This window comes from Pseudomonas sp. MS646, from assembly GCF_036693845.1.
In the GTDB taxonomy this organism is placed as follows: domain Bacteria; phylum Pseudomonadota; class Gammaproteobacteria; order Pseudomonadales; family Pseudomonadaceae; genus Aquipseudomonas; species Aquipseudomonas chlororaphis_E.
Window position 1 is genome coordinate 5,523,911 of the sequence record NZ_CP144763.1, and the last position, 14,787, is coordinate 5,538,697.

General features: G+C 56.9%; 10 protein-coding genes. All 10 read right to left on the minus strand.

The window, feature by feature from the left end; translation table 11 throughout:
- Nucleotides 1-8: 8 nt before the first annotated feature.
- Entirely contained in the window at nt 9-2,114 is a 2,106-nt protein-coding gene (gene fusA / locus V3H56_RS24485; protein ID WP_042730526.1) for an elongation factor G, read from the minus strand.
- A gap of 30 nt (nt 2,115-2,144) precedes the next feature.
- Entirely contained in the window at nt 2,145-2,615 is a 471-nt protein-coding gene (rpsG, locus tag V3H56_RS24490) for a 30S ribosomal protein S7 (RefSeq protein ID WP_024776462.1), read from the minus strand.
- Nucleotides 2,616-2,719: 104 nt separating this feature from the next.
- The gene (rpsL, locus tag V3H56_RS24495; RefSeq protein WP_003186084.1) at nt 2,720-3,091 is read right to left on the minus strand and encodes a 30S ribosomal protein S12; all 372 of its coding nucleotides are present in this window, start codon (nt 3,089-3,091) and stop codon (nt 2,720-2,722) included.
- A 216-nt stretch (nt 3,092-3,307) separates the two neighbouring features.
- A complete protein-coding gene (rpoC, locus tag V3H56_RS24500; protein WP_042730527.1) occupies nt 3,308-7,507 on the minus strand; it encodes a DNA-directed RNA polymerase subunit beta' in 4,200 nt (1,399 codons plus the stop codon).
- 64 nt (nt 7,508-7,571) lie between these two features.
- Nucleotides 7,572-11,645, minus strand: coding sequence for a DNA-directed RNA polymerase subunit beta (gene rpoB / locus V3H56_RS24505; RefSeq protein WP_042730528.1), 4,074 nt, complete (start codon nt 11,643-11,645; stop codon nt 7,572-7,574).
- Between the two features lie 219 nt (nt 11,646-11,864).
- Nucleotides 11,865-12,230, minus strand: a complete 366-nt coding sequence (gene rplL, locus V3H56_RS24510) for a 50S ribosomal protein L7/L12 (protein ID WP_042730529.1) — start codon at nt 12,228-12,230, stop codon at nt 11,865-11,867.
- A 78-nt stretch (nt 12,231-12,308) separates the two neighbouring features.
- Nucleotides 12,309-12,809, minus strand: coding sequence for a 50S ribosomal protein L10 (rplJ, locus tag V3H56_RS24515; protein ID WP_003206099.1), 501 nt, complete (start codon nt 12,807-12,809; stop codon nt 12,309-12,311).
- Between the two features lie 199 nt (nt 12,810-13,008).
- Nucleotides 13,009-13,704 carry a 50S ribosomal protein L1 gene (gene rplA / locus V3H56_RS24520; protein WP_003186095.1) on the minus strand — a complete coding sequence of 232 codons (696 nt, stop codon included), beginning with the start codon at nt 13,702-13,704 and terminating at the stop codon, nt 13,009-13,011.
- Nucleotides 13,704-14,135, minus strand: a complete 432-nt coding sequence (gene rplK / locus V3H56_RS24525; RefSeq protein WP_003176435.1) for a 50S ribosomal protein L11 — start codon at nt 14,133-14,135, stop codon at nt 13,704-13,706. The genes rplA and rplK overlap by 1 nt, the downstream gene beginning before the upstream one ends.
- 117 nt (nt 14,136-14,252) lie before the next feature.
- Nucleotides 14,253-14,786: a transcription termination/antitermination protein NusG gene (gene nusG, locus V3H56_RS24530; RefSeq protein ID WP_010443972.1), complete on the minus strand. Its 534-nt coding sequence runs from the start codon at nt 14,784-14,786 to the stop codon at nt 14,253-14,255.
- Nucleotide 14,787 lies beyond the last annotated feature (1 nt).

Genomic DNA, 14,787 nt, shown 5'->3' on the forward strand with positions numbered 1-14,787 from the left:
GGGCTGAATCAGCCTTGCTTTTTGGTAACAGTTTCGACGATATGCGACGGAGCTGTATTGTATTTTTTGAATTCCATGGAGTAGCTTGCGCGACCCTGAGACATGGAACGAACGTCGGTTGCGTAACCGAACATTTCACCCAACGGAACCTCGGCGCGAATGACCTTGCCGGAAACCGTATCTTCCATACCCAGAATCATGCCGCGACGACGGTTAAGGTCGCCCATGACATCACCCATGTAGTCTTCAGGCGTAACGACTTCAACGGCCATGATCGGCTCGAGCAACTCACCACCGCCCTTCTGGGCCAGTTGCTTGGTCGCCATGGAAGCAGCCACCTTGAACGCCATCTCGTTGGAGTCGACGTCGTGGTAAGAACCGTCGAACACGGTCGCCTTCAGGCCGATCAGCGGATAGCCGGCAACAACGCCGTTCTTCATCTGCTCTTCGATACCCTTCTGGATCGCCGGGATGTATTCCTTAGGAACCACACCGCCCACGACTTCGTTCAGGAATTGCAGACCTTCCTGACCTTCGTCAGCAGGAGCAAAACGGATCCAGCAGTGGCCGAACTGACCACGACCGCCGGACTGACGAACGAACTTGCCTTCGATCTCACAGCTCTTCGTGATGCGCTCACGATAGGAGACCTGAGGCTTACCGATGTTGGCTTCGACGTTGAACTCACGGCGCATCCGGTCAACCAGGATGTCCAGGTGCAGCTCGCCCATGCCGGAGATGATCGTCTGACCAGTCTCTTCATCAGTCTTGACGCGGAAAGACGGGTCTTCCTGAGCAAGCTTGCCCAGAGCGATACCCATTTTTTCCTGGTCATCCTTGGTTTTTGGCTCAACGGCAACCGAAATAACCGGCTCTGGGAAGTCCATGCGAACCAGGATGATTGGCTTGTCAGCGTTGCACAAAGTCTCACCAGTGGTGACGTCCTTCATGCCGATCAAGGCCGCGATGTCGCCAGCGCGCACTTCCTTGATTTCTTCACGGGCGTTTGCGTGCATTTGCACCATACGACCCACGCGCTCTTTCTTGCCTTTTACCGAGTTGATCACGCCGTCGCCGGAGGCCAACACGCCCGAGTAAACTCGAACGAAGGTCAAGGTACCCACGAATGGGTCGGTAGCGATCTTGAACGCCAGGGCCGCGAACGGCTCGTCGTCGCTTGCGTGACGCTCCATTTCCTCTTCCTCGTTATCAGGGTTGGAGCCCTTGATAGCAGGAATGTCGGTTGGAGCAGGCAGGAAGTCGATAACAGCGTCGAGAACCAGGGGAACGCCCTTGTTCTTGAAGGAAGAACCGCAAACAGCCAGGACGATCTCACCAGCGATAGTACGCTGACGCAGAGCGGCCTTGATTTCCTCGATGGTGAGCTCTTCGCCCTCGAGGTACTTGTTCATCAGCTCTTCATTGGCTTCGGCCGCAGCCTCGACCATGTTGCTGCGCCACTGCTCGGCTTCTTCCAACAGCTCGGCCGGGATGTCCTTGCGAACAGGGACCATGCCCTTGTCGGAGTCATTCCAGTAAACCGCTTGCATATTGATCAGGTCGATCTGGCCCTGGAAGTTGTCTTCCGAACCGATAGCGAGCTGGATAGGCACCGGAGTGTGACCCAGACGCTGCTTGATCTGACCGATCACGCGCAGGAAGTTGGCACCAGCACGGTCCATCTTGTTTACGTAAACAAGACGTGGAACGCCGTATTTGTTGGCCTGACGCCATACGGTTTCCGACTGAGGCTCAACACCCGAAGTACCGCAGAACACAACGACCGCGCCGTCGAGTACACGCAGGGAACGCTCAACTTCAATGGTGAAGTCTACGTGGCCCGGGGTATCGATGACGTTGAAGCGATGCTCGTGTGGGTACTGCTTCTCGGAACCCTTCCAGAAGGCGGTGATGGCAGCAGAGGTAATGGTAATACCACGCTCCTGCTCCTGCACCATCCAGTCTGTGGTCGCGGCGCCGTCATGCACCTCGCCCATTTTGTGACTTTTGCCGGTGTAAAAAAGGACGCGCTCGGTGGTGGTGGTTTTACCAGCATCCACGTGAGCGACGATACCGATGTTACGGTAGCGGTTAATCGGTGTAGTACGAGCCATAAAGCCCTCGCAAATTGAGTGACGCTAAAATTAGAAGCGGTAGTGCGAGAAAGCCTTGTTGGCTTCAGCCATACGGTGCACGTCTTCACGCTTCTTAACTGCAGCACCTTTACCTTCAGCAGCGTCCAACAGTTCACCAGCCAAACGCAGAGCCATGGACTTCTCGCCGCGCTTGCGGGCGAAGTCTACGAGCCAGCGCATGGCCAGAGCGTTACGACGGGACGGACGAACTTCAACCGGAACCTGGTAGGTAGCACCGCCTACGCGGCGCGACTTCACTTCGACCAGCGGAGCGATGGCGTCGAGTGCTTTTTCGAAGAGTTCCAGGGGATCGGAGTTCTTACGCTCTTTAACTTTTTCCAGCGCGCCATAAACGATACGTTCGGCAACGGCTTTCTTGCCGCTTTCCATTACGTGGTTCATGAACTTGGCGAGGATCTGGCTTCCGTATTTCGGATCGTCCAGAATCTCACGCTTGGCTGCTACGCGACGTCTTGGCATTGATAAGCCCTCAAACGGTCTTCAGGTTAGCCCGGGACAGCTGACGCGTGCCCGACCTTACTCTTATCGACTCAATAAAATTAAAAACTGCAAAAAACGGCCGATTATTTCGGACGCTTGGTACCGTATTTCGAACGACCCTGGTTACGACCTTTAACGCCGGAAGTATCCAAAGAACCGCGAACGGTGTGGTAACGAACACCTGGCAAGTCTTTTACACGACCGCCGCGGATCAGTACCACGCTGTGCTCTTGCAGGTTGTGGCCTTCACCGCCGATGTACGAGGAAACCTCGAAACCGTTGGTCAGGCGCACACGGCATACTTTACGCAGTGCCGAGTTAGGTTTTTTCGGCGTAGTGGTATACACGCGGGTGCATACGCCACGACGTTGCGGGCAGTTCTGCAGCGCAGGTACGTCGGATTTCTCGACGATACGCTTACGCGGCTGACGTACCAGCTGGTTGATAGTTGCCATCTACTAGCTCCACTGTTGTCTTGCGACGCTATTGTCTTGCAAGAAAAGCAAAATGGCAGGAACGAATTCCCGCCAAATTTAGGGGATCAAGAGTCTAAAGAGGATCTTGTCCCCAGTCAAGGCAAGGCCCCGACCTCCCCGCTCGCCGGATCTCGACAATGTGTCTTGATCCGCCGAACGGGGCGACCAGGGCCCGGCACTCAATTACCGCAGAACTCAGTTACCGCTCGAGTTCAGCGCTTCGGTCAGTGCAGCTTCCACTTCACTGGCGCTTACGCGCAACGGCTTGTCTGCATCACGGCGACGCTTACGCTCGCTGTGATAGGCCAAACCGGTACCGGCCGGGATCAGACGACCCACGACCACGTTTTCTTTCAGGCCGCGCAGATAATCGCGCTTGCCGGTTACCGCCGCTTCGGTCAGTACGCGAGTGGTTTCCTGGAAGGAAGCCGCCGAGATGAACGATTCGGTGGACAACGACGCCTTGGTGATACCCAACAGAACGCGGGTGAACTTGGCGACAAACTTGTCTTCCGTGCTCAGACGCTCGTTCTCTACCAGTACGTGAGTCAGTTCCATCTGGTCGCCCTTGATGAAGCTGGAATCGCCGGACTCGGAGATCTCAACTTTACGCAGCATCTGACGCAAGATGGTCTCGATGTGCTTGTCGTTGATCTTCACGCCTTGCAGGCGATAAACGTCCTGGATCTCGTTCACGATGTACTTGGCCAGCGCACTCACACCCAGCAGACGCAGGATGTCGTGTGGATCGCTCGGACCGTCGGAGATTACTTCGCCGCGGTTGACCTGTTCGCCTTCGAAGACGTTCAGGTGACGCCACTTCGGAATCAGCTCTTCGTACGGATCGCTACCGTCGTTCGGGGTAATGACCAGACGGCGCTTGCCCTTGGTTTCCTTACCGAACGCGATGGTGCCGCTGACTTCAGCCAGGATCGAGGCTTCCTTCGGACGACGGGCTTCGAACAAGTCGGCAACACGCGGCAGACCACCGGTGATGTCGCGGGTCTTCGAAGTTTCCTGCGGGATACGGGCGATAACATCACCGATCGCGATCCGCGCACCGTCCGCAACACCGACCAGGGCGTTGGCTGGCAGGAAGTACTGAGCGATAACGTCAGTGCCTGGCAGCAACAGATCCTTGCCGTTGTCGTCGACCATCTTCACGGCAGGACGGATGTCCTTGCCAGCAGCTGGACGATCTTTCGGATCGAGCACTTCGATGTTGGTCATACCGGTCAATTCGTCGGTCTGACGTTTGATCGTGATGCCTTCTTCCATGCCCACGTAGGTCACGGTACCTTTCATTTCGGTAACGATCGGGTGAGTGTGCGGATCCCACTTGGCCACAATGGCGCCAGCGTCGACCTTGTCACCTTCCTTGACCGAAATCACCGCACCATACGGCAGCTTGTAGCGCTCGCGCTCACGACCGAAGTCGTCGGCAATCGCCAGTTCACCGGAACGGGACACGGCAACCAGGTGACCGTCCACACGCTCAACGTGCTTGAGGTTGTGCAGGCGGACAGTACCGCCATTCTTCACCTGTACGCTGTCGGCCGCGGAGGTCCGGCTGGCCGCACCACCGATGTGGAACGTACGCATGGTCAGCTGGGTACCCGGCTCACCGATGGACTGGGCCGCGATAACGCCGACCGATTCACCGATGTTCACCTGGTGACCACGAGCCAGGTCGCGGCCGTAGCACTTGGCGCAAATGCCGTAGCGGGTTTCGCAGCTGATCGGCGAACGCACGATCACTTCATCGATGCTGTTCAGCTCGATGAACTCTACCCACTTCTCGTCTACCAGGGTGCCGGCAGGAACGATGACGTCCTCGGTACCTGGCTTGAATACGTCACGGGCGATGACACGACCCAATACGCGCTCACCCAACGGCTCGACCACGTCGCCGCCTTCGATGTGCGGAGTCATGACCAGGCCATGTTCGGTGCCGCAATCGATCTCGGTCACCACCAGGTCTTGCGCTACGTCTACCAGACGACGTGTCAGGTAACCGGAGTTCGCCGTTTTCAACGCGGTATCCGCAAGACCCTTACGAGCACCGTGCGTGGAGATGAAATACTGGAGTACGCTCAGGCCTTCACGGAAGTTCGCGGTGATCGGGGTCTCGATGATGGAGCCGTCCGGCTTGGCCATCAGGCCACGCATACCGGCGAGCTGACGGATCTGCGCAGCAGAACCCCGTGCGCCCGAGTCGGCCATCATGTACATCGAGTTGAAGGATTCCTGCTCGACCTCGTCGCCATGACGGTCGATGACTTTCTCTTTCGAGAGGTTGGCCATCATCGCCTTGGAAACTTCGTCGTTCGCCTTGGACCAGAGGTCGATCACCTTGTTGTACTTCTCGCCCTGGGTTACCAGGCCGGAAGCATACTGGCTTTCGATCTCTTTCACTTCCTCGGTAGCGGTACCGATGATGCGGGCTTTTTCATCCGGGATAACGAAGTCGTTAACACCGATGGAAACGCCGGAAATGGTCGAATAGGCAAAACCGGTGTACATCAACTGGTCAGCGAAGATCACGGTTTCCTTCAAGCCAACCACGCGGTAGCACTGGTTGATCAGCTTGGAGATCGCCTTTTTCTTCATCGGCAGGTTGACGACATCGAACGACAGGCCTTTTGGCACAACCTGGAACAACAGCGCACGGCCGACGGTGGTGTCGACGATACGGGTGTTGGTCACGCTGTTGCCATCGCGATCGTTCACGGTTTCGTTGATCCGCACCTTGACCTTGGCATGCAGTGCGGCTTCGCCGGCACGGAACACACGGTCAACTTCCTGCAGATCCGCGAACACACGACCTTCGCCCTTGGCGTTGATCGCTTCACGCGTCATGTAGTACAGACCCAATACAACGTCCTGCGACGGCACGATGATTGGCTCACCGTTGGCTGGCGACAGGATGTTGTTGGTCGACATCATCAACGCACGCGCTTCAAGCTGGGCTTCCAGCGTCAGCGGTACGTGCACGGCCATCTGGTCACCGTCGAAGTCGGCGTTGTACGCAGCGCAGACCAGCGGGTGCAGCTGGATAGCCTTACCTTCGATCAGTACCGGTTCAAACGCCTGGATGCCCAGACGGTGAAGGGTCGGTGCACGGTTGAGCAGCACGGGGTGTTCGCGAATCACTTCGGCGAGAACGTCCCAGACCTCTGGCAGCTCGCGCTCGACCATCTTCTTGGCGGCCTTGATGGTGGTCGCCAGACCACGCATTTCCAGCTTGCCGAAAATGAACGGTTTGAACAGCTCGAGAGCCATCTTCTTCGGCAGACCGCACTGGTGCAGACGCAGGGTCGGGCCTACGGTAATTACCGAACGACCGGAGTAGTCAACACGCTTACCGAGCAGGTTCTGACGGAAACGACCTTGCTTACCCTTGATCATGTCGGCCAGGGATTTCAGAGGACGCTTGTTCGAACCGGTGATAGCGCGACCGCGACGACCGTTATCCAGCAAGGCATCCACAGCTTCCTGCAGCATGCGCTTTTCGTTGCGCACGATGATGTCAGGAGCGGACAGATCCAGCAGGCGCTTCAAACGGTTGTTACGGTTAATCACTCGACGATACAGATCGTTGAGGTCGGAAGTCGCGAAACGACCGCCATCGAGCGGAACCAGCGGACGCAGGTCTGGCGGCAGAACCGGCAGAACGGTCAGCACCATCCACTCAGGCAGGTTGCCGGAACCCTGGAAGGCTTCCATCAACTTCAGGCGCTTGGACAGCTTCTTGATCTTGGTTTCGGAGTTGGTTTGCGGAATTTCTTCACGCAGACGGCCAATCTCGTGCTCCAGATCGATCGCGTGCAGCAGTTCACGGACAGCTTCGGCACCCATGCGGGCGTCGAAATCGTCACCGAACTCTTCCAGCGCTTCGAAATATTGCTCGTCGTTGAGCAACTGGCCCTTTTCAAGGGTGGTCATGCCCGGGTCGATCACGACATAGCTCTCGAAGTAGAGAACACGTTCGATATCACGCAGGGTCATGTCCATCAGCAAGCCGATACGGGACGGCAGCGATTTCAGGAACCAGATGTGGGCAACCGGCGAAGCCAGTTCGATGTGCGCCATGCGCTCACGACGAACCTTGGCCAGCGCAACTTCAACGCCGCACTTCTCGCAGATCACGCCACGGTGTTTCAAGCGCTTGTACTTACCGCACAGGCACTCGTAATCCTTGACCGGGCCAAAGATCTTGGCGCAGAACAGGCCGTCACGCTCAGGCTTGAACGTACGGTAGTTGATGGTTTCCGGTTTTTTAACTTCACCGAACGACCACGAACGGATCATCTCAGGCGAGGCCAATCCAATACGGATGGCGTCGAACTCTTCGACTTGACCCTGGTTTTTCAGCAAATTCAGTAGGTCTTTCAAGGCCTTTCCTCCTGGCGGAGCAGAGAGCGGGCCAGACAGCCCCGCTCTCGATTCGCGTCACGTGTTATTCGGTTTCCAGATCGATATCGATGCCAAGGGAACGAATTTCCTTGATCAACACGTTGAAGGACTCGGGCATGCCCGGCTCCATACGGTGATCGCCGTCCACGATGTTTTTGTACATCTTGGTCCGGCCGTTCACATCGTCCGACTTCACTGTGAGCATTTCTTGCAGAGTGTAGGCAGCACCGTACGCTTCCAGCGCCCAGACCTCCATCTCCCCGAAACGCTGACCACCGAACTGCGCCTTACCACCCAGCGGCTGCTGGGTAACCAGGCTGTAAGAACCGGTAGAACGAGCGTGCATCTTGTCGTCTACCAAGTGGTTCAGCTTCAGCATGTACATGTAGCCAACGGTAACCGGACGCTCGAATTTGTTGCCGGTACGGCCATCGAACAGCTGCATCTGGCCGCTTTCCGGCAGGTCTGCCAGTTTCAGCATGGCCTTGATTTCGCTTTCCTTGGCACCGTCGAACACCGGAGTCGCCATTGGAACGCCGCCGCGCAGGTTCTTCGCCAGGTCCAGGATTTCCTGGTCGGAGAAGGTGTCCAGCTCTTCGTTGCGACCGCCGATCTCGTTGTAGATCTCGTGCAGGAACTTACGCAGGTCCGCGACCTTGCGCTGCTCTTCGACCATACGGTTGATCTTCTCACCCAGGCCCTTGGCCGCGAGGCCCAGGTGGGTCTCAAGGATCTGACCAACGTTCATACGCGAAGGTACGCCCAACGGGTTGAGGACCACATCGACCGGGGTGCCATTGGCATCGTGCGGCATGTCTTCAACCGGCATGATCACGGAGACCACACCTTTGTTACCGTGACGACCGGCCATCTTGTCGCCCGGCTGGATGCGACGACGGATTGCCAGGTAGACCTTGACGATTTTCAGCACGCCTGGAGCCAGGTCATCGCCCTGCTGCAGTTTGCGCTTCTTGTCTTCGAACTTGTCGTCCAGCAGACGGCGGCGATCAACGATGTAGGCCTGCGCCTTCTCGAGCTGCTCGTTCAGAGCGTCTTCAGCCATGCGCAGTTTGAACCACTGGCCGTGCTCAAGACCGTCGAGGACTTCGTCGGTGATTTCCTGACCTTTCTTCAAGCCGGCGCCGCCTTCGGCCTTGTGGCCAACCAGCGCAGCACGCAGACGTTCGAACGTCGCGCCTTCAACGATACGGAACTCTTCGTTCAGGTCCTTGCGGATCTCGTCGAGCTGAGTCTTCTCGATGGACAGTGCACGAGCATCACGCTCGACGCCGTCGCGAGTGAAGACCTGTACGTCGATGACGGTACCCTTGGTGCCAGTCGGCACACGCAGGGAGGTGTCCTTCACGTCGCTGGCTTTTTCACCGAAGATGGCACGCAGCAGTTTTTCTTCCGGCGTCAGCTGGGTCTCGCCTTTCGGAGTGACCTTGCCCACCAGGATGTCGCCTGCGCCGACTTCGGCACCTACATAAACGATACCGGCTTCGTCCAGCTTGTTCAGTGCAGCCTCACCCACGTTCGGGATGTCCGCAGTGATTTCTTCTGGGCCAAGCTTGGTGTCACGAGCCACACAGGTCAGTTCCTGAATGTGGATCGTGGTGAAGCGGTCTTCCTGAACCACACGCTCGGACAGGCAGATGGAGTCTTCGAAGTTGAAGCCGTTCCACGCCATGAACGCGATGCGCATGTTCTGGCCCAGCGCCAGTTCACCCATGTCGGTGGACGGACCGTCAGCCATGATGTCGCTGCGCTGAACCCGATCACCCTTGCTGACCAGCGGACGCTGGTTGATACAGGTGTTCTGGTTGGAGCGGGTGTATTTGGTCAGGTTGTAGATGTCGACACCGGCTTCGCCCGTTTCAACTTCGTCATCGGCAACACGAACCACGATACGGCTGGCATCGACGGAATCGATCACACCGCCACGACGCGCCACGACGCAAACGCCGGAGTCGCGAGCAACGTTACGTTCCATGCCGGTACCCACCAGCGGCTTGTCGGCACGCAGGGTCGGTACAGCCTGACGCTGCATGTTCGAACCCATCAACGCACGGTTGGCGTCGTCGTGCTCGAGGAACGGGATCAGCGACGCAGCCACCGAAACAACCTGCTTGGGCGACACGTCCATCAAGGTGACGTCTTCCGGCGCCTTGACGGTGAACTCGTTCAGGTGACGAACAGCAACCAGCTCGTCGACCAGGACTTTCTTGTCGTTCATCGTGGCCGAAGCCTGGGCGATCACGTGATCGGCCTCTTCGATGGCGGACAGGAACACGATCTCGTCGGTCACCAGGGCGTCTTTCACCACACGGTACGGGCTCTCGAGGAAGCCGTACTGGTTGGTGCGCGCATAGGCTGCCAGGGAGTTGATCAGACCGATGTTCGGACCTTCCGGCGTCTCGATCGGGCATACACGACCGTAGTGGGTCGGGTGTACGTCACGAACTTCGAAGCCTGCGCGCTCACGGGTCAGACCACCTGGGCCGAGTGCGGAGACGCGACGCTTGTGGGTGATCTCGGACAGCGGGTTGTTCTGGTCCATGAACTGGGACAGCTGGCTCGAACCGAAGAACTCCTTCACCGCCGCAGCCACTGGCTTGGCGTTGATCAGGTCTTGCGGCATCAGGCCTTCGCTTTCAGCCATCGACAGGCGTTCCTTGACCGCACGCTCTACACGCACCAGGCCAACGCGGAACTGGTTCTCGGCCATTTCGCCTACGCAGCGAACACGGCGGTTACCCAGGTGGTCGATGTCATCGACGATGCCTTTGCCGTTACGGATGTCGACCAGGGTCTTGAGGACCGCAACGATGTCATCCTTGTTCAGCACGCCCGAACCTTCGATCTCGGTACGACCGATACGACGGTTGAACTTCATCCGGCCGACCGCAGACAGGTCATAACGCTCAGGGCTGAAGAACAGGTTGTTGAACAGGGTCTCGGCTGCATCCTTGGTTGGCGGCTCGCCAGGACGCATCATGCGATAGATCTCGACCAGGGCTTCCAGCTGGTTGCCGGTGGAGTCGATCTTCAGCGTGTCGGAGATGAACGGACCGCAGTCGATATCGTTGGTGTACAGGGTTTCGATACGAACGACCTGGGCCTTGACGATTTTCGCCAGGATTTCGACGGACAGCTCGGTGTTGCACTCTGCAATGATTTCGCCAGTGGCCGGATGCACGATGGCCTTCGCCGTGGTGCGACCCAGGACGTAGTCCATCGGCACCTGCAGCTCTTTGATCCCGGCTTTTTCCAGCTGGTTGATGTGGCGAGCGGTAATACGACGACCCTGCTCGACAATAACCTTGCCTTTGTCGTCCTGGATGTCCAGGACCGCGATTTCACCGCGCAGGCGCTGAGGCACCAGTTCCAGGCTGAGGTTTTCACCCTGCACGTGGAAGACGTTGGTGGTGTAGAACGCGTCCAGCACTTCCTCGGTGGTATAGCCGAGCGCGCGCAGCAGTACCGAAGCCGGCAGCTTGCGACGACGGTCGATACGCACGAAGACGCAGTCTTTCGGATCGAACTCAAAGTCCAACCACGAACCGCGGTAAGGAATGATGCGCGCGGAGTAAAGCAGTTTGCCGGAGCTGTGCGTCTTGCCACGGTCGTGGTCGAAGAACACGCCCGGAGAACGGTGCAGCTGGGAAACGATTACACGCTCGGTACCGTTGATTACGAAGGTACCGTTCTCAGTCATCAGGGGGATTTCACCCATGTAGACTTCTTGCTCTTTGATGTCCTTGATCGCTTTGTTCGACGATTCTTTGTCGAAAATGATCAGGCGCACTTTTACCCGCAAAGGTACGGCGTAAGTTACACCGCGCAATACGCATTCTTTGACATCAAATGCCGGTTCGCCCAGGCGATAACCGACGTACTCCAGCGCAGCATTGCCGGAGTAGCTGATGATCGGGAAAACGGATTTGAAGGCCGCATGCAGGCCCACGTCGCGGAACTGATCTTTAGTCGCTCCCGCTTGCAAGAATTCACGATACGAATCCAGCTGGATGGCCAGGAGGTACGGCACATCCATGACGTCCGGCAACTTGCTAAAGTCCTTGCGGATACGTTTTTTCTCAGTATATGAGTAAGCCATCAGCGTTCCCCAGCTTGGTCACCTGCTTGTTTGGCCTCTCCCGACGGGAGCAGCCAGAAAATCGTGCAAACCCCATGGTTTGCGCCACCACATCGGGTGGTTACAGCTCGTTACCAGCACCAACCCAGTCGGCTGCCAATAACGGAAAAAGGCCGGTGGCAAGAGCCACCAGCCATCAGCCTGTCGCTTAACGCTCGGGCTGGAGACGCAAGGTCGAAATTACTTGATTTCGACAGCAGCGCCTGCTTCTTCCAATTTCTTCTTGGCGTCTTCAGCAGCTTGTTTGGTAACGCCTTCGGAGATGACCTGAGGAGCGGTGTCAACCTTCTCCTTGGCTTCTTTCAGGCCCAGACCGGTCAGCTCACGAACAGCCTTGATCACGTTAACTTTCTTCTCGCCAGCGGCGGTCAGGATAACGTTGAACTCGGTTTGCTCTTCAGCAGCAGCAACAGCAACAGCTGGGCCGGCAGAAGCAGCAGCAGCGGTAACGCCGAATTTTTCTTCGAAAGCTTTGATCAGCTCAACAACTTCCATTACGGACATGTTGCCAACGGCTTCGAGGATATCGTTTTGAGAGATAGACATGAATCTAAATTCCTGGATTGGGGGACGGCCTACGCGACCATCGAAATAAACAAAAAACGCGGAAAGGAGTGTCGAGCCTTAGGCTGCGGCAGCTTCTTTCTGGTCGCGCAATGCCGCCAGAGTACGAGCCAATTTGCTGGTTGCGCCTTGAATCACGCTCATCAGCTGAGAAATTGCTTCGTCACGGGTCGGCAGAGTTGCCAGTACGTCGATCTGGTTAGCTGCGAGGAACTTGCCCTCGAACGCAGCTGCCTTAATCTCGAACTTGTCCTGACCTTTGGCGAATTCCTTGAACAAACGGGCAGCAGCGCCAGGATGTTGGGTGGAGAACGCGATCAAGGTCGGGCCGGTGAACACGTCGTTGAGAACACTGTATTCAGTGTCAGCAACAGCGCGCTTGAGCAGGGTGTTACGTACAACACGTACGTAAACGCCAGCTTCACGAGCCTCTTTACGGAGTCCGGTCATTGCGCCTACTGTTACGCCACGGGCATCAGCCACGACAGCGGACAGAGCAGCTTTGGCAGCCTCGTTGACTTCAGCGACGATGGCCTTCTTGTCTTCGAGTTTAATTGCCACGGGTTTAACTCCTGCTTGTTACCGTTTCATTCGGTCGGAACCGAATGTCGTTTTGGTGTCTGATTCGGTAAGGAACCGGGAGCACCATCTGCGTAGGCTTGTGGTTTAAGACTTGCGTCGCCTACGGTCTTGGACAGCCCCCGCCAGGCAGGGACCCCAATTTTTCGATTGACGCAATTGCTTGCGCCAACCTTAAGTCTTACGCGTCGAGCGAGCTCTGATCGATGACCAGACCTGGGCCCATGGTGGTGCTCAGGGTAACGCGCTTGACGTAGATACCTTTCGAGGAAGCTGGCTTGATACGCTTCAGATCAGCGATCAGGGCTTCAACGTTTTCCTTCAGCTTGACGGCGTCGAAGCCGATCTTGCCAACGGAAGTGTGGATGATGCCGTTTTTGTCGGTGCGATAACGAACCTGACCAGCCTTGGCGTTCTTGACCGCGGTGGCTACGTCTGGTGTTACGGTGCCGACTTTAGGGTTAGGCATCAGACCACGTGGACCGAGGATCTGACCCAACTGACCCACAACGCGCATGGCATCCGGGGATGCGATCACTACGTCGTAGTTCAGGTCGCCGCCCTTCATTTCAGCAGCCAGATCGTCCATGCCTACGCGGTCAGCGCCAGCAGCCAGAGCAGCTTCAGCCGCTGGGCCCTGGGTGAACACGGCAACACGAACGGTCTTGCCAGTGCCGTGTGGCAGCACGGTAGCGCTACGAACGACCTGGTCGGATTTACGTGGGTCAACGCCCAGGTTTACAGCAACGTCGAACGACTCGCTGAACTTGACAGTCGACAGCTCAGCCAGCAGAGCGGCGGCGTCTACAAAGTTGTAGGCCTTGCCTGCTTCGATTTTGCCGGCGATAGCCTTTTGGCGCTTGGTCAGCTTAGCCATTACACACCCTCCACGTTAAGGCCCATGCTACGAGCAGAACCGGCGATAGTACGCACGGCTGCATCCATATCAGCTGCAGTCAGATCCGCGTTTTTGGTTTTCGCGATTTCTTCCAGCTGAGCACGGGTAACGGTGCCAACCTTAACGGTGTTTGGACGAGCGGAACCGCTGGTCAAACCTGCAGCCTTCTTCAGCAGAACCGAAGCAGGGGTGCTTTTTGTTTCGAAAGTGAAGCTACGGTCGCTGTAGACAGTGATGATCACTGGAGTCGGCAGACCTGGCTCAAGACCCTGAGTACGGGCGTTGAAAGCCTTGCAGAATTCCATGATGTTCACGCCGTGCTGACCCAGAGCAGGACCAACAGGTGGGCTTGGGTTAGCCTGAGCGGCCTTCACTTGCAGCTTGATGTAAGCGGTAATCTTCTTGGCCATGAGGCACTCCAATTACGGGTTCGAACGCCTCGAAAGGCTCCCCGGTTACTTGCGCGTTTATCCCAGTGACGACAAAACCCCACAGCCTAGGGCTGCGGGGTTGGGATGCCTGCTCAATCAGACCTTTTCGACCTGACTGAACTCGAGCTCTACCGGAGTAGAGCGTCCGAAAATGAGCACTGCCACTTGGATCCGGCTCTTTTCGTAGTTAACTTCTTCAACCGTACCGTTAAAGTCGGCGAATGGACCGTCGGTGACGCGAACCACTTCACCCGGCTCAAACAGCGTTTTCGGCTTAGGCTTGTCGCTACCATCAGCAACACGACGCAGAATGGCTTCTGCCTCTTTGTCAGTAATTGGCGCAGGCTTATCAGCGGTACCGCCAATGAAACCCATCACCCGAGGGGTATCCTTGACCAAGTGCCAAGTCCCTTCGTTCATATCCATCTGTACCAGCACGTAGCCTGGAAAGAACTTGCGTTCACTTTTGCGCTTCTGGCCATTACGCATCTCAACCACTTCTTCAGTGGGGACCAGAATCTCGCCAAAGCCGTCTTCCATGCCAGCCAGCTTTACGCGCTCAATCAGCGAGCGCATGACATGCTTCTCGTAACCCGAGTAAGCATGCACAACGTACCAACGCTTAGCCACG